Raw genomic sequence first — 20,161 nt, forward strand, 5'->3', positions numbered from 1 at the left:
CATGTAACTCGGTGCATAACTTATGAACACAGCCGCTTATGAAAATGATTTTTACGCTTGGACACAGCAGCAAGCCAATCTATTAAGAGCAGGACAGTTTCAACACATAGATTGGCAAAATCTCGCCGCCGAAATAGAAGACATGGGACGAAGTGAAAAACGACAATTAGAAAGTAGATTAGAAATATTAATTATGCACTTGTTGAAATGGCAGTTTCAGCCTAATTTACGCTCGCGGAGTTGGGAATTAACCATTAAAGAACAACGTCTGCGCCTAGAAAAACTACTCCAAGAAAACCCTAGTCTCAACTCTAGTCTCGCAGAAACAATAGAAAAAATTTACCCTTTAGCTAACTTGAGTGCAGAACGAGAAACAGGATTATCTTTATTTCCTAAAATCTGTCCCTACACTTTAACAGAAATTGTCTCGCCTGAATTTTTACCCGACGACAGCAAGTATTAAAATAATGTAATTCTGTTTTACACATCTGCTAAATTGATTGATGGACTGCAAACAGCGGAGACGGGGATGATAGCAGAGTCGCAACAAAAACGGGTAGTAATTGTAGGTGCTGGTTGGGCTGGTTTAGGCGCAACATACCACTTAGCTAAACAAGGGTATGATGTTACCCTGCTAGAAGCAGGTTCTTACCCCGGTGGATTAGTAGCAGGCTGGAAAACAGCCGCAGGAAAATCGGTAGAAGCAGGTATTCATGGCTTCTGGTATCCTTACAGAAATATTTTTTCTTTAATCAATAAACTAGAAATTAATCCCTTCACAACTTGGACTCGTTCTGCTCAATATTCACCCGCTGGATTAGAAGTTGAATCACCAATATTTCAAGATTTACCCAGACTCCCAGCACCCTTGGGCACATTTCTCTACACTCAGTTTCAGAGACTACCATTAATTGACCGTCTTAGTGCCTTACCTTTACTTTATGCTGTAGTTGATTTTGACAATTCTGATGCAGCTTGGCTACGCTATGACTGTATAACCGCCCGTGAATTGTTCAAAGATTTCGGTGTTTCTGCTAGGCTGTATAAAGATGCTTTTGAACCTATGTTATTAGTGGGTTTATTTGCTCCTGGTGAACAATGTTCAGCCGCTGCAGCTTTAGGAATGCTCTACTTTTTTATTCTTGCTCATCAACAGGATTTTGATGTAGTTTGGTGTCGAGGAACTGTAGGAGAAAAAATCTTTCGTCCTTGGGTAAAACAGATTGAAAAAGCTGGTGCAAAATTACTGTCTAATCGCCGAGTCACTAACATAATTGTGGATAGTCATAATCGCGCCACAGGTGTTGTTTGTGGTGATGAAATATTTGACGCCGATGCGGTAATTTTTGCAGTTGGTGTCACAGGTATGAAAAAAATTGTCTCAATTAGCCCTAATTTACAGAGCCGTCAAGAGTTCCGCAATTTGCAGAATTTGGGAGCAATTGATGTATTAGCAACTCGGCTGTGGTTCGACCGCAAAATCAATATTCCTCGTCCTTCTAATGCTTGTTTTGGCTTTGACGCCACAACTGGATGGACATTTTTCGATTTAAATGCTTTGCATGATGAATATCAAGATGAACCAGGAACAGTAATTGAAGCTGATTTTTATCATGCTAATCAATTTCTCAATTTGAGTGATGCGGAAATTATCTCCATAGTTCATGGTTATTTAGCAACTTGTGTACCAGCATTTTCATCAGCAAAAGTAATTGATAGCAGTGTGATTCGCTTACCCAATGCAGTCACACACTTTGCTCCTGGTAGCTATCAACATATGCTCTCGGCTAAAACCAGTTTTGAGAATGTATTTATGAGTGGAGATTGGATTGTCAATCGCCACGGTTCCTGGTCACAAGAAAAGGCTTATGTGACAGGTTTAGAAGCTGCAAATTCGGTGATTTCTTATTTAGGTAGCGGTCAATTATCAGAAATTTTACCCGTTGAGGAAGACGAAGCACATATAAAAATTGCCAGAAATTTTAATCAAACTGTGAGTCGTTTAGGTAAATCTTTATTACCTGATTTTTGGCTACCATAGGTCGATAATTAAATTAGTCATTTGTACAGGCTTGAGTTAAATTTTCTTGCCTCAAAAGTGCCTCGATTTCCTTAGCAGCTATAGGTTTAGAAAACAAATAACCTTGACCAAATTCGCATCCTAATTCTTGGAGCGATCGCAGTTGCTGTTGTGTTTCAATACCTTCGGCAATAACTACTAGTCCGAGTTGGTTGCTGAGGGTAATAATAGTTTTCACAACTTGATAATTGCGACTTTCTTGTTGCATTTGTTGAATAAAAGAACGGTCAATTTTTAAACTATCGGCTGGGAGGCGATGAAGATAGTTGAGTGATGAATAGCCAGTACCAAAATCGTCAATACTAATTTGAATTCCCAGAGATTTTAACTGTTCTAAAATCGTGATTGTCTCGGTAATATTTTCAATTAGCATACTCTCTGTAATTTCTAAGGTGAGACAGTGAGCATCTAAACCAGTTTGCGTGAGAATGTATTCTACATCCTTAACTAAGGTAACTTTGCGGAGGTCTTGAACCGAGAGATTAATATTTACCTTTAGTGGTGATAAACTAGGGAATTGAGTTTGCCAGTCAGCGAGTTGTTGACAGGCAGTGGAAAGCATCCAGTTATCTAAAGAAACAATTAGTCCTGTTTCTTCAGCGATGGGTATAAAGTCTGCGGGAGAAACAAATCCACGTGTGGGGTGTAGCCAGCGCGCTAGTGCTTCAAAGCCAACGAGATGATGATTGTTGAGGTCGAAAATTGGTTGATAGTAGATGATAAATTCTTGACGTTCGAGAGCTTTACGCAGGTCATTTTCTAAATTTAGCCGCATGAGTGCTTGGGTATGCATCTGGGCGTCAAAAACTTTATAGCAACTTCTACCTTTAGCTTTAGCTCGATACATAGCAATATCTGAATCGCGGAGCAAATTCTCGGCTAGATGGTAATTTTTGCCTAAAACAATACCGATGCTGGTGGTAATTAAAACTTCATAACTATTCAGGATGAGGGGGGATTGAAATTCCGACAAAATTCTTTCAGCAACTTGAATAGCTCCGGCGATACCGTCAATATCTTCTAACAAAATCACGAATTCATCACCACCCAAACGAGCCGCTAAGTCTCTGGTACGAATTTGGGATTTTAATTTATGAGCAATGATAGTTAATAGTTGATCGCCGACTAAATGTCCTAGGCTATCGTTGATAATTTTGAATCGATCCATATCAAGAAACAACACAGCAAAGTGATAATTTTCGATGCGTTTGGCTCGATTAATTGCTAGTTCTAGTCGTTTTGTCAACAGATTGCGGTTGGGTAAACCAGTCAGACTATCATGGAGTGCATTATAAATTAGTTGTTCTTCGGCATGTTGGCGATCGCGCCTAGCCGTGAGTTGTTCATTAATATCAGTAATTGTTTTCACATAGCCAATGATTTCTCCAGCCGCATCAGTTTCAGCCACCGCTTGTCCAAATACCCAAGTCACGCTACCGTCAGGTTTTTGAAAACGATACTCTAGCTGGAAAGGACGATTTTCTTGGGCGGATTGGTACCACTCGGTAGCAACTTTTTCTAAATCGTGGGGGTGAATTCCTTGTAACCATCCTTGAGCAATAGCAGCTTCAGCACTTATTCCCGCAATTTTGCACCAACGTTCGTTGACATAAAGACAGTTTCCTTGAGCATCGGTGCGAAAAATACCGACTGGTGCTGCGGCCGCTAGAGAAGCGTATCTTTGTTCACTTTGTCGCAGATGGGTTTCGGTTTGTTGGCGTTCGGCTAGTTCAGTTTGCAGACGCTCTTTAGCGGTGGCTTGTTGGATGGCGATCGCTAATTGAGTTGACAATTGTTGCAATAGCTCAATTTCTTCAGTTTCCCATTGTCGGGGCGCTTGAGTTTGCACTACATTGAGTAGTCCCCAAAGATGACAATTTTGGATCATCGGCACTAAAATTTCGGCGCGAGTCTGCATTGTTTCTAGTAACTGGCGATCGCCTCCACTGATCTTGGTAGTCTTGGTATCAGATACAACCCGAATCCGTTCACAGCAAGCCGTCTCAGAACAATCAGTCACATGACAGTTATGAGCAATTTGTGCACCTAGGTGAGAGCCAACACCGCTAGCTACCGATTCAGCCACCACAACGCTGCTCCCGTCTGGTTGACATTGCCAAATCAGCACGCGATCGCACAGCAAAAGAGATCGCAGTTTTTGGGCTGTGATGTCGAGAATATCTTGTAAATGCAGAGATGAGCAAATTTGTCTAGCGATCGTCGCCATTAACTGCTCCCGTTCTGCTTTCGCCTTGAGGGTAGCTGTCCGTTCTTGGACTTGCTGCTCTAATTCGGCGTTGCGATTCTGCAACAATTCTAATTTCTCTGCTTCTAACCGAGACACTCGATGTTCCAACACTCCCACTAAATTAGTTAACTCCAAAGGATTCAGCACCTGGAGAATACTAGTTTGAGTGACAATTCCCAACAACTCTCCCTGAGTGCCAACTACTACGATCCGCTTTACCAAATATTGCTGCATCACCTGTTGTACAAGCCACAGCGAATTATCAGGACTAGCGGAAAACACGGGGGTACTCATCACTGATTGTGCTGTTTGATGTTCAAAATCCAGTTCCAAAGCTTGAAATTGCACAATATCTCGCTCTGTGACAATTCCTACTGGTATTTGCAAGATATTACCTGCTGCTGGAAATTGTTCTGTCAGCACCACCGAACTGACGCGATGTTCTGCCATCAGTCGAGTGATGCTTAACATAGAAACATCGGGAGCCGCAGAAATCACCCGGGAAGTCATCACCTCTGCCACTAACCGCAGATGCAGCAAATCGATGGGGCGCGACAAATGCTGTAAGCTTTCATGGGTCAGTAGTCCGACAACTTGCTCTTGCTCATTCAGCAGTGGTAAGTGGCGGATATGATGCTGCTGGAGTAGATTCACAGCAAAAAACAGATCTGTGAATGCAGATTGATGTAAACTAACGACAGGATGGGCCATCACTTCACTAATCGCCAATTGATCTAGCGATCGCTTCTGTGAACTCAGACGCACCACATCTCTTTCAGTAAAAATACCCTGTAATTTATTTCCTTCCACAATCAGCACACAGCTTGACCGTGCTTCCAAATGCAAGGTTTGAATTTCTGAATCTGCCTCTCTGGAAGCTGAACACACCGCACGACTACCGCTCATCTGAGTGATTGCCGCCATCACAGATGTATCAGAAGAAACTATCAGCGGGTTACGAACAATCGCTGACTCTAAATCAGCCGCCGTCCAAGTAGTCGAAGATATCAACATTCGTGCCAGAGCATTAAAAATTTTTCAACAGATAATTTTATAATGCCCATCGTGCGACCAAGGTCAACTAAAGGATGAAGGATGAAGTATGAAGGATGAAACTCAAAAATTTTATTCTTCTCTCCTCTTACTCTCTGCGCCTTTGTGCCTACCCTGCGGGAAGCCTCTCCGCGTCTATGCGTGAGACAAAAATCATCCCACTGAACAACACCAAAAATATTTATCCAACAAGTCCCTTACCCTTCATCCAAAGCACGAGGCTTTTTACCATCCAATAAAGCGCTGACAGTCATGTCACCCATAACGTTGATGGCGGTGCGACAGCGGTCTAAAAACCAATCCACGGTGATTAACAAAGCTATATACTGAGTGGGTAAGCCGACGGATGTAAAAACTAGAGTCATTGTGACTAATCCAGCATTGGGAATACCTGCAGCACCCACCGAGGCGACAATCGAAGTGAGGACAACTATCAGCTGCTGTCCTAAATCTAAATGTTGTCCCAGAACTTGAGAAATATACAATGCAGACATGGCTTCATACAAAGCCGTACCGTCGTTGTTGAAATTGGCGCCCACCAATGCACCCAAAGAAGCGGAAGATTCCCGCAGACCGATTTTTGTTTGTAAAATCTCAAAGGTGATGGGCATTGTTACCGTGGAAGAAGAGGTAGAAAAAGCCGTCAAAAAAGCATCAGCACCACCAATTAAGAATTTCTGCGGCGAAACCCAAGAACCAAAATAGACTCTGGTGAGGTAATAACAAGCTTGTAACGCCAAGGCTACCAACACCACTACAATAAAAGCTGCTAGAGATTTAAAAGGGGCGAAACCTCTTTGTGCGACCGTTTTAGCGACAATCCCGAAGACTGCTAACGGTACCAACGCAATGATCCAATTGAGAATGCGGATCACCGCCTCGAAAACAATACCAATGAAATCTTCAACTGGTTGATAGGCTGTTTTTCCTTGGGCAATTTGTTCTGATTTTAATCCCCGCAAGACGATTCCGAAGCAAAGAGCAATGACGATGAGTTGAATGACGTTGTTGTCTACTAAAGGTTTGAGGATGGCTTCGGGTACTGCATCCTTGATTAGATCCCAGGGATCAAGGCTTGGCTCGGTGACTTGTGTATTACTCGGTGCTGCTAACGCGCCCCAAGTACCGGGACGCAAAACATTGGCGACTAAAAGTCCGATGCAGATGGCGACGGTGGTATTGGTTAATAGCAGCACTGCTAGCCGTCGTCCCGCTGTACCGGGAATATCGGTGGTCATGAAGGTGTGCAGCACTGCGACTAAAATTAGGGGCGTAGCTAGGGCACGAAGAGCCTTAAGTATTAATTCTGCCGGAACTGCCAAATTTGTAATTAAAGTGGCATTGGCGGGGCTGGGACGCCCTGCACCGAGGGCAATTCCTAGAGCGATCGCCAGCACTAGGGCGATTAATATTTGCCACGTCAGAGGGATACGCAGCCACCAAGGTCTGGTTCTGGTTTCTAGCGAAGTGATACTCTCTGGTTGGCTCATTTCTAAGTATGGGGTGACTGATTTGACTATTTAAATTGTTTTTGTTGGGATTGAAAAATACGCAAACTGCGTTAACCTAGTATGCCGTTGCGCTTGCTGGTGTTATGTCTTTTGTGCCTTTACATATCCACAGTGACTATAGCCTACTTGATGGAGCTAGTCAGTTACCAGAGTTGGTTGATCAAGCGATCGCCCTGGGGATGAAAGCGATCGCCCTCACGGATCATGGTGTCATGTATGGCGCGGTGGAATTAATTAAAATCTGCCGCAGTCAAAACATCAAGCCGATTTTGGGTAACGAAATGTATATTATTAACGGCGATATTGAAAAGCAAGAACGCCGTCCCCGTTATCATCAAGTGGTTCTCGCTAAAAATACTAAAGGGTATAAAAACTTAGTTAAATTAACCACAATTTCCCATCTCCAAGGTGTACAAGGAAAAGGAATTTTTTCCCGTCCTTGTATTAATAAAGAACTTTTAAAACAATATCATGAAGGTTTAATTGTCACCAGCGCCTGTTTAGGTGGAGAAGTTCCCCAAGCTATTCTCAGCGGTAGACCAGATGCAGCCCGCAAAGTTGCTCAATGGTATAAAGATGTATTTGGGGAAGATTATTATTTAGAAATTCAAGACCACGGTTCCCAAGAAGACCGCATCGTCAACGTAGAAATTATTAAAATCGCCCGTGAATTAGGAATTAAATTTGTAGCGACTAACGATTCTCATTTTATTTCTTGTTTTGATGTTGAAGCCCATGACGCCTTGTTATGTATTCAAACTGGTAAGCTAATTGTTGAAGAAAATCGGATGCGTTATAGCGGCACTGAATATCTCAAATCAGCCGCCGAAATGCAATTATTATTTCGTGACCATTTACCGGATGATGTCATCGCCCAAGCCATAGCCACGACTGAAGAAGTGGCGAATAAAGTCGAGCCTTATCACATCATGGGTGAGCCGAAAATTCCCACCCCGCCCATTCCCTCTGGTCACACGCCTGACACTTATTTAGAAACAGTAGCTTGGGAAGGAATATTAGAAAGATTAAATCGCAAATCCCGCAACGAAGTAGATACAGTCTATAAAGAAAGGTTGGAATATGAATTAAAAATGCTCCAACAAATGGGTTTTGCTACCTATTTTTTAGTTGTGTGGGATTACATCAAATTTGCTAGAGATAATAACATTCCCGTGGGTCCCGGTAGGGGTTCAGCGGCTGGTTCTTTGGTGGCGTATGCAATGCGAATTACCAACATTGATCCAGTGCATCATGGATTATTATTCGAGCGTTTCTTGAATCCAGAAAGAAAATCCATGCCTGATATTGATACAGATTTCTGCATTGAGCAACGAGATAAAGTGATTGCTTATGTAACTGAGAAATACGGCGCGGATAAAGTCGCGCAAATTATTACCTTCAACCGCCTTACTTCTAAATCAGTCTTGAAAGATGTCGCCAGAGTTTTAAATATTCCCTACGGCGAAGCAGACAAAATGGCGAAATTAATTCCTGTGGTGCGGGGGAAACCAACTAAACTCAAGATAATGATTTCTGACCAAACCCCAGAACCAGAATTTAAAGCTAAATATGATAATGAACCCCATGTGCGCCATTGGCTAGATATGGCGATGCGAATTGAAGGAACTAATAAAACTTTTGGTGTTCATGCTGCAGGTGTAGTTATTTCTGCAGAGCCATTAGATGAAATTGTCCCGTTACAAAAGAATAATGACGGCTCAGTGATTACCCAGTATTTCATGGAAGATTTGGAATCAATGGGTTTATTAAAAATGGACTTTCTGGGACTACGAAATCTGACACTAATTCAAAAAACTCTGGATTTAATTGAAGAAACCAACGGCTATAGAATTGATCCAGATGAAATCACTAGTCAAGAAAGAAAAGTCCAAAGGATATTAGCTAAAGGTGAACATAGCACCATGCCAAAAGATGTGCAAAAAACTTATGCACTATTAGAAGCAGGTGAATTGGAAGGGATATTTCAGTTAGAATCTTCAGGGATGAAACAGATAGTCCGAGATTTGAAGCCTTCTAATATTGAAGATATTTCTTCAATTTTAGCGTTGTATCGACCGGGGCCGTTGGATGCAGGATTAATTCCCAAATTTATTAACCGCAAACATGGACGAGAGAATATTGATTATGAAACTAATATTTTAGAACCGATATTAAACGAAACCTATGGAATTATGGTCTATCAAGAGCAAATCATGAAAATTGCTCAAGATATGGCAGGATATTCTCTAGGACAAGCTGACTTGCTGCGTCGCGCCATGGGTAAAAAGAAAGTTGCGGAGATGGAAAAGCAGCAAGAAAAGTTTATTGATGGTGCGACAAAGAATGGTGTGAAAAAGCAAGTAGCCGAGCAATTATTCAAAGATATGTTGAAGTTTGCGGAATATTGCTTGAGCTATAAAACGCAAGTTTTAACGGTGGAATATGGCTTGCTTGCTATTGGGGAAATTGTCGAAAAAAATATTGAATGTAGCGTATTTAGTGTTGATATTCACGGCAATGTTTACACTCAACCAATAGCACAATGGCATCATCGCGGTCAACAAGAAGTTTTTGAATATGGTTTAGAAGATGGTTCAATAATTCGAGCAACAAAAGACCATAAATTTATGACTACTCAAGGGGAAATGTTACCCATTGATGAGATATTTGCCCGGGGTTTAGATTTGCTGCAGGTGAAAGGTGTTGGTAAGTAAATCTGCTTGTAGTCAGGACTTTAGTCCTCGAATATAAAAGCACTAAAGTGCTGACTACAAACTAGCATTTGTTATCATTAAAGTTCTTGTGTAACACTTACTATTTATGCTTCTGTGCTTTCTACTTCAAAGCACTAATTGGGGAAGGGTGATAATTACCGTTGGGACAATTTACAGAAGCATTCTATCTTGGACACCAAACTCCTCATCTCCCCCCAAGAACTCTCTTCACTGCTTAAAAAGCATTCATCATCAGTTGTCATTGTAGATACGCGGACTCCGGAAGAATATGCTGTTTCTCATCTTCCTAGTGCTATCAATATTCGAGATTTGTTCAGTTATATTTTAGAGAATTCCCATCCAGAAGGATTAAAAAAATTACACGAGCATTTCGCTGAATTATTCAGCCAAGCCGGAATTTCTGGCACAGAACGTCTGATTATTTATGAAGATAGCTTACATCGCGGTTATGGACAATCTTGTCGCGGAGCTTTTTTGTTCAAGTATTTGGGTTGTGGTCAAGTGTCTGTTTTGCATGGAGGATATCAAGCTTGGCTAGCAGCTGGATTACCTGTTACTGATGAGTTACCAAATCGAGAAAGTCAAATATTTAGATTGCATCCTGATGCGGCGATGTTGGTGACAACACAGGAAATGTTGCAGGCATTAGATGACCCCTCAATTATAAAATTAGATGTGCGCGATCGCATCGAATGGCAAGGGTTAAGTTCTTCTCCTTACGCTCCTGATTTTTGTCCCCGCAAAGGTAGAATCCCTAATGCAGTCTGGCTAGAATGGCATTTGTTGATGAATACCGCATCAAAAATTCCCATGTTTCGCTCCACAGCCGAAATTCTGGAAATTTGTCAGTCAGTGGGTATTACGCCCGCATCGAATGTCTATGTCTATTGCTTTAAAGGTTCGAGAGCGGCGAATACACTTGTTGCTTTGCAAACAGCCGGAATCTATATTAAGAATTATTTTGGCTCTTGGAATGAATGGTCGCGTGATTTCTCTCTACCCATTGATAGCCGAATTGTCTAGGTATAGCAGGGATTAGGGAATAGGGAATAGGGATTAGGGATTAGGGAGTAAAAGTGTACTGAGTTTTTTTTAATTAAATATGATTCCTGTATAGACTTTATTGCTAATGATTCTGTATACTAATTTTCTATTGCAATTAAGAACTATATGCAATAGGTAAGATCCATTATTGAGTGTGAGAGCAGTATGAAAGGTTGGCGATCGCTGCCTGGGGTGCATCTATGCGTAATAGTCAGTTTCATAACTCAGCCTGCTTGGGCAGAGAATAAGTCCGGAAATGAGCCGGAAAACCGGATTAATTCCAATACCACACAAAACATTTCCCGACTCACTCAGATTCAGCAGTTACTTGCTCAATCAACCCCAGCCCTCATACAGGTGACAGGAGTTAGTCTTAACAAAACTAACACTGGTGTTGAAGTGACTTTAGAAACTAAGCAAGGAGATAAACTGCAACCCGCAACCCGCACTGAGGGAAATACATTAATTACAGATATTCCTAATAGTCAACTGGTTCTCAAGAATGCTAAGGAATTTAGTGCTGACAAGCCAGCCGCAGGAATTGCGAGTATAAAAGTAACTCAAGTAGAGCGTAATACTATCAGGGTGACAGTGAGTGGAGAAGCAGGAGTACCCAAGCTGGAGCTATTTGATAGCGATGAGGGTTTAATTTTTGAGTTGGTACCTGCAGCAACTTCACAACTACCACCGACACAACCAACAGCAGAAAACCCCGTCGTCGAGACTCCACCAGAAGCAGCAGCGACCAATGACGAGCCAATTGAGTTGGTGGTGACGGGTGAGCAAGATGGGTATCGTGTTCGAGATTCGTCAACTGCAACTAAAACCGATACACCCCTGCGCGATATTCCTCAAGCGATACAGGTTGTACCTAAACAGGTTTTGGAAGCTCAAAATGTGACTCGTTTAGAAGAAGCGGTGAGAAATGTTCCTGGAGTAAATCAAGCCTCAGCGCCTTACTTTGTCAATGGAACTTTTCTGGTGATTCGGGGTTTTACCGCCAGAGATGACTCAGGAAATGTTCTGAGAAATGGACTACCAGATCCTGTAGGCACACGTCAAATTGATTTCGCCAACATTGATCAAGTAGAAGTTTTGAAAGGCCCAGCTTCCGTACTCTTTGGTCGTGCTAATCCAGGAGGCACGGTTAACCTAATTACTAAGCAGCCATTACGCGATCCATTCTCCAAAGTTGAGGCTACAATTGGCAGCTATGACTTTTACCGTGGTGCAATCGATTTATCTGGGCCGCTAAACGATTCCAAAACAGTTTTATATCGGTTGAATGTAGCCTACCAAAACATCGGCAGTTTTATCGATTTTGTAGAATCCAACAAACTGTTTATTGCACCTGTGATCAGCTTTGACATTGGCGATCGCACAAAGCTAACTATAGAAGGAGAATTCTCGTCTGCCAACAATGAACCCGCGCTTGGTGTACCAGCCGTTGGTTCAGTGGTATCCAATCCTAATGGTCGTATACCGCTCAGTCTCAATGTGGCAGAGCCTACTGACAGACCTTTTGACGTACAAACTTATAGAATTGGCTACAAATTACAGCATCAATTTAGTGACAGTTTGTCGTTGCGAAATGAATTTCGATTTTCGTCTTATTATGCAACTATAGACGAAACATTTGGTACTAGCCTTCAAGCTAACAATCGCACTCTGAATCGCCAATATACCGAAAGAACATTTCTGCAACAAGGGTATAACTTTACAACAGATTTGATTGGCAAATTCTCCACTGGTTCGATTGAGCATCAATTGGTATTCGGTGTTGACCTCAGTAGATTCGATTCACCCAACTTTTTGGGTATTGGCAGAGCGATCGCACCATTAGATATATTTAACCCCGTGTATGGTCAGCCGCTCGGTGCTCCTTTTACAAGGTTTAGTAGCGGCTTCAAAACAGATGCCTTAGGCGTTTACGTCCAGGATCAAATCGCGCTCACAGACAATCTCAAAGTCCTCTTGGGTGTACGATTTGATACTTTTAAGCGCACAGACAATAACTTTGTCACCAATACACAAACACAAGTATCAGGAAGTGCATTCAGTCCCCGTGTAGGCATTGTCTACCAACCCATTCAACCAGTTTCACTTTATGCCAACTACAGTAGCTCGTTTACCCCAGTAGCTGGCATTGCTTTTGATGGCAGTACATTTCAAGCTGAAAGTGGTACGCAGTATGAGGTGGGAGTCAAAGCAGATTTAACCAACAAGCTTTCTGCTGCGCTGGCTTTCTACGACCTCACACGCTCTAATGTCTTGACAACTGACCCTGTAAGACCAGGCTTTTCTATTCAAACAGGTGAGCAAAACAGTCGCGGCTTAGAACTGAGTCTAGGAGGCGAAATATTACCAGGCTGGAATATTTTTGCAGGCTATGCCTATACCGATGCCAAAATTACCAAAGATAACACATTTGCGGTGGGGAATCGTTTAAATAATGCACCAGAAAACAGCTTCAACCTCTGGACAAGCTATGAGATTCAATCAGGTGGCTTGAGAGGTTTAGGGTTCGGCTTAGGCTTTTTCTATAAAGGAGAGACACAGGGAGATTTAGCAAATAGTTTTACTGTGCCAAGTTATGTGCGGACTGATGCCTCCATATTCTACAAACAAGATAGGTTCCGCACTGCGATCAACATCAGGAATTTGTTCGACCTTAATTACTATGAATTTGCTACAGGTAGGACAAGTGTTTATGCTGCTGAACCGCTGACAGTTCAAGGAACTATTTCCTTTGAGTTTTGAAGTAGGGCGAACTGATTTTCATTCCCAGTCAACTGCATTATCTCTGTTAATTTAATTCCCAAATTATCACTGAAAAGCATCAACCATGAATTCCAAACCACTCCGGAATACAGTATTTTATCTGCACCGCTATATCGGTTTATTCGTCGGATTAATATTAATTATTGTCGGCTTAACTGGCAGTTTGCTTGTATTTCAAAAAGAACTCAACCAATTTCAAATCCGCCAAGAATTTGGACAAGTAATTCCCCAAGAGCAACGTGTTCCCATAGATACTGTTTTAGAAAATATCAAAACTTCCTTTGCTTCCCAGCCAAATTTTAAACTATCAGGCATTAACACACCTCCAGATCCTCACATTCCCTACCGCGCCTTTTTACAATCACCAAAAGAAGAAAGACTAGAAGTTTTTGTCAATCCTTACACAGGCGTAGTTATGGGTTCTCGTCAGTGGGAAAAAACCATAATTGGCTTGACTTATAAACTCCATTATCAACTTTTGGCTGGTGATATTGGTCAAATTATCGTCGGAATTGCGGCATTATTACTACTCATCCTTAGCATCACCGGCATTGTTTTATGGCCCGGTTGGCGCAAATTAATTGCTGGCTTCAAAATCAAATTGCAAGCACATCCTAAACGAGTGAATTTTGATATTCACAAAGTAACAGGTGTAGTTGCGGCTGTATTTTTAACCATGATTGCGTTCACAGGTTTCTGCTGGAACTTTTACGACCAAGCCCAGCCGACGATTCATGCTGTCACCTTCACCCCCATTCGACCCACCCCTGTTTCTCAACCTATTGCTGGTAAATCGGCTTTATCTTTGACAGAAATTTTGCCAAAAGCTGACGCTGCTTTACCGGGAGCAATCACTACATTTATTCGCCTACCCCAAAAACCCGATGGAGTGTTTTTAATTGGTAAAAAACTTCCCCAAGAAAACTCAGATGATTATGGTGAAAGCCGCGTTTATCTCAACCAATACACAGGCGAAATTTTGCAACTCACCAACGGATTAAAGCTATCAAGAGCAGACCATGTGCTCAGTTGGTTTACACCCATGCACTACGGCACTTTTGGTGGTTTAACTACCCGCATTCTTTATGTATTTGTGGGTATTGCACCGCTAATTTTATTGTTCACCGGCTTTGTGATGTATCGCTACCATCGCCAAGATAATCTTAGTAGAGAACAAGCTCTGGAAATGGCTAAATCTGTTAAATAAGTGGGCGTAATACCAATTCACAAAAACGTTGACACCGATAGATTTCTCGTAGGGAACAGTGCCCATTGGTGTCAACTTAACGTGAAACCCTTCCCCAGATGCGATCGCTCACTGAGCATCACAATCCACGTTACCCCACCCCGGCTTTGCTGACGCAAAACCTCCCCTCCCCTTGCCAAGGGGAGGGGTTAGGGGTGGGGTAAAACCTTTGTCGGGTAAGCCTTTAAGCTTAAGTTGACACCAGTGGGCACTGCGTGCTCCTACCAACGTGTTTGTATTATTATTAATAAGTATGGTAGAACCTTTAATGTTCAAATCTTTATTTACCAATATCTTCATTCCATAATTCAGGGTTAGTGGCAATAAAATTACTCATAATTTGCTCACATTCATCCAGCCCCAAATCAATTACTTCGACACCATGAGACACCATAAAATCTTTAGCACCGGGAAAAGTTCTAGATTCACCCACAATGACTTTTTTAATCCCAAACTGCACCACTGCACCAGCGCATAAATAACACGGCATTAAGGTTGAATATAATGTTGTTCCTCTGTAACTACCAACTCTCCCCGCATTGCGGAGACAATCAATTTCTGCATGAGTAATAGGATCGCCGTCTTGTACGCGCTTATTGTGTCCTCTGCCTAGAATTTTGCCATCTTTAACTAAAACTGAACCAATGGGGATTCCACCTTCTTGTCTACCTTGTTTTGCTTCTTGAATCGCTGCAGTCATAAATTCATCCATTTTTTTTTGCCTTTTGGATATTAGGGGTTGGGAGCTAGAGGTTGGGGGCTAGGGGAATCAAATATTGAAAATACGATTTGAAAAATTAGATATGTGCTATTTAAAACATATATAGAGGCATTGCGTTGCAACATCTCTAGATATAACAGTATTACACGAGGTATGCCCTAGCTAGCCTAAGCGCCCCTAGTACAGCACGGCGTAAATAAGGCTACTATCGTAAAACTGTAAAAAGCATATATTATATACTTCTTACTTTCATACTTTATACTTCAGGCTTCTTGTACTAGTTTCTAGCCCCCAACCTCAGCTATCCCTGAGCAAAAACCAGATTTTTACGAAAAGAAGTAAAGGTTTAAAGCCTCGTCCCTTGTGGGCAAAAAAATCCTCATCTCACAGGGTAGGTTGAAACCCCGTCCCCTCGTGTATTCCCTGTTCCCTGTTCCCTTTCATTCAGGGATAGCTGAACTTAATGGGTCTAGAGGAGTTGTAAACACAAAATAGATCACTCCGGCGCCCAGGATGATAATAGCTAGACTAAATAGGATTACCCAGCGGTCTGAAGGTTCGTAGGTATCTTCTTCAATATCGCGGCGAACGGTGAAATAGTGTGCCGTTGAGAGCCAGACGGTGATTAAACCTACTAACGAGAAGACTAAACCTAACTTCCAGCCGGTACCAGGATGAGGTACCAAGGGTGCTTGGAAAGCTCGCAAGCGGACGATGACCACACCAAAACCCAATAAAGCGATCGCTGTTCGCATCCAAGCTAGATAGGTGCGTTCGTTCGCTAGATGATCCCGTACTCGTGAGGGATTTAATTTTGCTAACTTTTTTTTCTCTTCTGTGTCCACAACGGGCTTAGACATTAATCTTATGAAAAACACCCTTAATTTTAGAAATATTTTTTTGACAACAATCTCAATATAGTAGCAAAACACCTTGTAGATAACCTGTAAGCCGCGTAACAATTTCACTGCGGTGATATGTCGGTTTCGCTTTAACATCGAATTATTGCCTAACTAAATCGCTACGTGAAACAGTGCTGCTAAATTTTGGCAATTTTATCTAGGGGACATCTAAAAATTAAATTACTCAATTACTGCATTCAATCAGGAGTATCCGATTTCTTCTCCCTTTGCTCGCTCTCCTCACCAAAGCGATTGATTATTTTTTATCTGCAAGTCCCTGACTGGCTCGCTCCCTGTGTAACATCTGTGATTTATACTTTAAACTAGCAAAATGATAGAAACAAATGCTTTTTTTTGTCAAAATGATAAAAACAAATAATTAAAAACTTGACCGCAGAAGGGATGAAGTATGAATTAGTACAAACTATATGTGGTTAACAAACCGTTCAACCACTTGTCTAAGTACGGGCGAAAAAAATTAAGTTTTTCCTCAAAATCCCCAATCCTCTTACGGACAAGGTAATTTCAGACTTCATCCTAGCCTGCGGCAAGCCGCCTTTCAGGCGTCTACATACTTCATAATTTTCAGACTTCATCCTAGCCTGCGGCAAGCCGCCTTTCAGGCGTCTACATACTTCAGACTTCATACTTCATACTTCATAATTTAAGGACATTGGCAATGGCAGGGATGACGCTTGAGCAGCTAAGAATCTTTGTAGCTGTGGCGGAGCATCTACACTTTACTCGTGCAGCGGAAGAGCTTTATATTACTCAACCCGCCGTCAGCGCAGCAATCCAGAATTTAGAGCAGGAATACCGAGTCAAATTGTTTCATCGGATCGGTCGTCATATCGAGATGGCTGAGGCCGGTAAATTACTACAGGTAGAGGCGCAAAAAATTCTCGACCAAGTTACTCTCACTGAGAGAGGTTTGCGAGAATTGAACAATTTGCAACGGGGTGAATTGAAATTAGGGTCTAGTCTGACAATTGGTAACTATTGGCTACCTAGCAAGATTAGTGAGTTTAAGAGTCAATATCCTGGCATTCAGATTAACTGTTCTTTGGCAAATACAGAAGAAATTTGTGTGGGAACAGCGATGGGTCAGTTTGATTTAGGCTTGGTGGAAGGAGATGTCAAGCCCGCACTCCAGAGTACTCTAGAGTATGAAATTGTGGGGAGCGATCGCTTACAAATTGTAGTTGGGAAAACACACCCGTGGTTTGAACGCGGAGAAATTTATCTCACAGAACTGAATCAAACCCCTTGGGTAATGCGAGAATCAGGCTCTGGTACACAACAACGGTTTGAGGAAGCGTTGGCGAATTGGCAAATTAATCTCAATGAACTGAATGTAATTTTAGTATTTAATAGTGGCGAAATGGCAAAAGCCGCCGTCGAAAGCGGTGTGGGCGCCACAGGTATTTCTGAATTAATGGTGAAAAAAGAACTACAACTGGGAACTCTCCGCACTATGCGGGTGATTGATAATCGCCAAAAACCCAGTATGCATGTAGAGATAGTTCGACCCTTTTTTAAACTCAAACATCGGCAGCGATTTCAAACTGCTCTTTCAAAAACATTTGAACAATCTTTCATATCATCAGTATTGGATATATCCAACTATTAATCATAGATGTTGCATGGCAATATCCATACATTAGTTTTTCCAGGTTGCTTGTTGCCGATAAAAGCGCAAAAGGAGCTTTGCAATAGACTCCACCACTCACGCTGATAAGGAACAATCAAGTAGGTCTTTCTCTAACTCCCTCACCTCCAGAAAAGTAGTAATCTCTTTTCTGGAAAAGCTAACTGCAATCAAGTAGGTCTTTTCATAATCCCTCACCCCTACTCCCTACTCCCTCACTCCTAACCCCTTTAGGGGCGTGGAACCATTGACAAATTACTAATGACCAATGACAACTGACAATCAATACATCACTGAGAGTAAAGAATGAGACACGAAAAACTTTCACCCGGTTTATTACTCGCTTTTACAGATTATCAAAATGGAGGAGAGCAAGCACTAATTCCCCACAGGCGATCGCTAGGTATAATTGCTCCTAAAAGTGCTGTCAAACCTAGCAAAAGCGTAGTTTTTCTCTACTGCGACGCTGACGCAGACTTGAGTTATCTGGAACAGTACGGAATTCGCGTCAATCAAAACTCAGGTACGGTGAGAACCGCTTTCTTACCCATAGAAAGCTTGGATGCTTTATCGGAAGATGATCTCATCCAACGGATTAAGCCCTCACGCAAAATGCAGTTGCGGATGGATGTTGCCCCTGGCAAGGTGCAATTACCTAATTTCAAGAAAAAAACCGGATTGACTGGTAAGGGCGTCATCATCGGCGTTGTAGACAGCGGTATTGACCCCAAACATCCCGCCTTCGCTAATCGAATTTTACGCATTTGGGATCAGACCCTCCCAGGGCCGGGAGTGAAGGAGGGCGATTACGGGGCGGAATTCACAGGCGCGCAATTGACAATTTCCCAGGATACTGATGGTCATGGTACCCATGTAGCGGGAATTGCGGCTGGTGCGGATGCGACTTATGGCGGTGTCGCGCCGGAAGCAGAATTAGTCGTGGTCAAATCTGATTTGCAAGATGCTCACATTGCTGACGCTGTTCGTTATGTGTTCCGGGTGGCTAGGGAGTTGAAACGCCCCGTGGTCGTGAATCTCAGTTTGGGTGGACACGCTGACGCCCACGACGGTAGCGATTCTCTCTCAAAAATTATTGACGCTGAATCTGGGCCAGGAAGAATTGTTTGCTGTGCTGCAGGTAACGAGGGCAATGATAATATTCATGGACAAGCGACAGTGGGTGCTCAACGCACTCATGGGATGCGCTTTAATGTACCGTTGAATCAAGTAGGGATTGTCTGGTTGAATGGTTGGTACTCCCGCGATAGTCAGTTGGAAGTTTCTCTGCGGAGTCCTAATGGTTTTGTCACTCCCTTCCAAAAAATTATCGCCAACGGTAATCCTACTCAAAATTACCAGTTACCTGATGCGAGGGTAGAAATTGTCACACCACCACCAGATAAAGCTAATGGTGATCATAATTTCTTTGTGCAGATTCGCGGTAATGGCCCTTCTCTGGTAATGGGGGGTATTTGGCAATTGCGGGTACGTAATACTACTGCCAAGAATACACGTTTAGATGTATGGACGCTTGACGATCGCTCGTCGGTATTTTTTACAGGTTCTAGTATTCAAGATTGCATGAAAATTGGTTCCCCTGGTGCTGCTAGTAGTGCGGTGACGGTGGCTGCTTATACCACTAAGGTGAAGTACACAGATATTGATCGTCAAGTTAGAGAAATGGGTATGGAGTTGGACACCATTTCTGAGTTTAGTAGTGAGGGGCCGCTGCGTAATAATGCTCAGAAGCCAGATGTAGCCGCACCGGGTGCTATGATTGTTTCCACTCTGTCTGCAGATGCTGGCGGCGATCGCTCGATGATGGTTAATTCTAAGTTTGTGGCTATGGCTGGTACCAGTATGGCGACACCATTTGTCACGGGTTTAGTTGCACTTTTATTGCAGCGCGACCCCAAGCTTGACCCGGTGAAGGTGAAAGAATTGCTACGTAAAAATAGTTCAATACCGGGAAAACCCCCAGGCGCCTTTGACAGTAAATGGGGTTTTGGTGTGATTAATGCTGCCAATCTGTAATTGGACGGAGAAAAGTATATATTACGTCTGTAAAAGGGTAGGTAATTAAAACCGAGAAATTTGATAAGTTATTCCTAGGGTTGGCTGAAAATTGCCAGCCCTTTTAATTTAGGTAATACGATTTCCCGAAAAATCTGATGCGGATGTAGTAGCGTGTC

General features: G+C 42.5%; 12 protein-coding genes. 8 read left to right on the top strand and 4 right to left on the bottom strand.

What is annotated here, in order from left to right; all coding sequences use genetic code 11:
* Window positions 1-22: 22 nt before the first annotated feature.
* Both MIC7126_RS0112950 and MIC7126_RS0112955 read left to right on the top strand, forming a co-directional pair.
* Entirely contained in the window at window positions 23-463 is a 441-nt protein-coding gene (locus MIC7126_RS0112950) for a DUF29 domain-containing protein (protein ID WP_017653582.1), read from the top strand.
* Window positions 464-529: 66 nt separating this feature from the next.
* On the top strand, window positions 530-2,041 hold the full coding sequence (locus MIC7126_RS0112955) for a hydroxysqualene dehydroxylase (protein ID WP_017653583.1): 1,512 nt from the start codon (window positions 530-532) through the stop codon (window positions 2,039-2,041).
* A gap of 13 nt (window positions 2,042-2,054) precedes the next feature.
* Here the strand turns inward: MIC7126_RS0112955 and MIC7126_RS0112960 are convergent, their stop codons facing one another.
* On the bottom strand, window positions 2,055-5,342 hold the full coding sequence (locus MIC7126_RS0112960) for an EAL domain-containing protein (protein WP_051050396.1): 3,288 nt from the start codon (window positions 5,340-5,342) through the stop codon (window positions 2,055-2,057).
* A gap of 236 nt (window positions 5,343-5,578) precedes the next feature.
* Entirely contained in the window at window positions 5,579-6,871 is a 1,293-nt protein-coding gene (locus MIC7126_RS0112970) for a dicarboxylate/amino acid:cation symporter (RefSeq protein WP_017653586.1), read from the bottom strand.
* Between the two features lie 104 nt (window positions 6,872-6,975).
* Here MIC7126_RS0112970 and MIC7126_RS0112975 point away from each other — a divergent pair, with 104 nt between their 5' ends.
* The 4 genes from MIC7126_RS0112975 to MIC7126_RS0112990 all read left to right on the top strand — a co-directional run bounded on the left by MIC7126_RS0112975 (window position 6,976) and on the right by MIC7126_RS0112990 (window position 14,659).
* Window positions 6,976-9,606, top strand: coding sequence for a trans-splicing intein-formed DNA polymerase III subunit alpha N-terminal partner DnaE-N (locus MIC7126_RS0112975; RefSeq protein WP_017653587.1), 2,631 nt, complete (start codon window positions 6,976-6,978; stop codon window positions 9,604-9,606).
* Between the two features lie 189 nt (window positions 9,607-9,795).
* On the top strand, window positions 9,796-10,650 hold the full coding sequence (locus tag MIC7126_RS0112980; RefSeq protein WP_017653588.1) for a sulfurtransferase: 855 nt from the start codon (window positions 9,796-9,798) through the stop codon (window positions 10,648-10,650).
* A gap of 186 nt (window positions 10,651-10,836) precedes the next feature.
* Window positions 10,837-13,431 (top strand): TonB-dependent siderophore receptor, encoded by a 2,595-nt coding sequence (locus MIC7126_RS0112985; protein WP_017653589.1) that lies wholly within the window; start codon window positions 10,837-10,839, stop codon window positions 13,429-13,431.
* 85 nt (window positions 13,432-13,516) lie between these two features.
* A complete protein-coding gene (locus MIC7126_RS0112990; protein WP_017653590.1) occupies window positions 13,517-14,659 on the top strand; it encodes a PepSY-associated TM helix domain-containing protein in 1,143 nt (380 codons plus the stop codon).
* Between the two features lie 319 nt (window positions 14,660-14,978).
* Here the strand turns inward: MIC7126_RS0112990 and MIC7126_RS0113000 are convergent, their stop codons facing one another.
* Window positions 14,979-15,410, bottom strand: coding sequence for a nucleoside deaminase (locus MIC7126_RS0113000; protein ID WP_017653592.1), 432 nt, complete (start codon window positions 15,408-15,410; stop codon window positions 14,979-14,981).
* Between the two features lie 449 nt (window positions 15,411-15,859).
* Window positions 15,860-16,279, bottom strand: a complete 420-nt coding sequence (locus MIC7126_RS0113005) for a YidH family protein (protein WP_017653593.1) — start codon at window positions 16,277-16,279, stop codon at window positions 15,860-15,862.
* Window positions 16,280-17,000: 721 nt separating this feature from the next.
* Between MIC7126_RS0113005 and MIC7126_RS0113010 the strand changes: the two genes are divergently transcribed.
* Together MIC7126_RS0113010 and MIC7126_RS0113015 are read left to right on the top strand one after the other, a co-directional pair.
* Complete coding sequence (locus tag MIC7126_RS0113010; RefSeq protein ID WP_026100222.1) at window positions 17,001-17,951, top strand: LysR substrate-binding domain-containing protein; 951 nt, start codon at window positions 17,001-17,003, stop codon at window positions 17,949-17,951.
* Between the two features lie 324 nt (window positions 17,952-18,275).
* A complete protein-coding gene (locus tag MIC7126_RS0113015) occupies window positions 18,276-20,003 on the top strand; it encodes a S8 family peptidase (protein WP_017653595.1) in 1,728 nt (575 codons plus the stop codon).
* Window positions 20,004-20,161 lie beyond the last annotated feature (158 nt).

Origin of the sequence: Fortiea contorta PCC 7126, from assembly GCF_000332295.1 — a bacterium.
GTDB lineage: Bacteria > Cyanobacteriota > Cyanobacteriia > Cyanobacteriales > Nostocaceae > Fortiea > Fortiea contorta.

Coding starts and splice junctions, on each gene's coding strand:
- MIC7126_RS0112950 (WP_017653582.1), top strand. CDS start 23: ATGAACACAGCCGCTTATGAAAATGATTTTTACGCTTGGACACAGCAG.
- MIC7126_RS0112955 (WP_017653583.1), top strand. CDS start 530: ATGATAGCAGAGTCGCAACAAAAACGGGTAGTAATTGTAGGTGCTGGT.
- MIC7126_RS0112960 (WP_051050396.1), bottom strand. CDS start 5,342: ATGTTGATATCTTCGACTACTTGGACGGCGGCTGATTTAGAGTCAGCG.
- MIC7126_RS0112970 (WP_017653586.1), bottom strand. CDS start 6,871: ATGAGCCAACCAGAGAGTATCACTTCGCTAGAAACCAGAACCAGACCT.
- MIC7126_RS0112975 (WP_017653587.1), top strand. CDS start 6,976: ATGTCTTTTGTGCCTTTACATATCCACAGTGACTATAGCCTACTTGAT.
- MIC7126_RS0112985 (WP_017653589.1), top strand. CDS start 10,837: ATGAAAGGTTGGCGATCGCTGCCTGGGGTGCATCTATGCGTAATAGTC.
- MIC7126_RS0112990 (WP_017653590.1), top strand. CDS start 13,517: ATGAATTCCAAACCACTCCGGAATACAGTATTTTATCTGCACCGCTAT.
- MIC7126_RS0113000 (WP_017653592.1), bottom strand. CDS start 15,410: ATGGATGAATTTATGACTGCAGCGATTCAAGAAGCAAAACAAGGTAGA.
- MIC7126_RS0113005 (WP_017653593.1), bottom strand. CDS start 16,279: ATGTCTAAGCCCGTTGTGGACACAGAAGAGAAAAAAAAGTTAGCAAAA.
- MIC7126_RS0113010 (WP_026100222.1), top strand. CDS start 17,001: ATGGCAGGGATGACGCTTGAGCAGCTAAGAATCTTTGTAGCTGTGGCG.
- MIC7126_RS0113015 (WP_017653595.1), top strand. CDS start 18,276: ATGAGACACGAAAAACTTTCACCCGGTTTATTACTCGCTTTTACAGAT.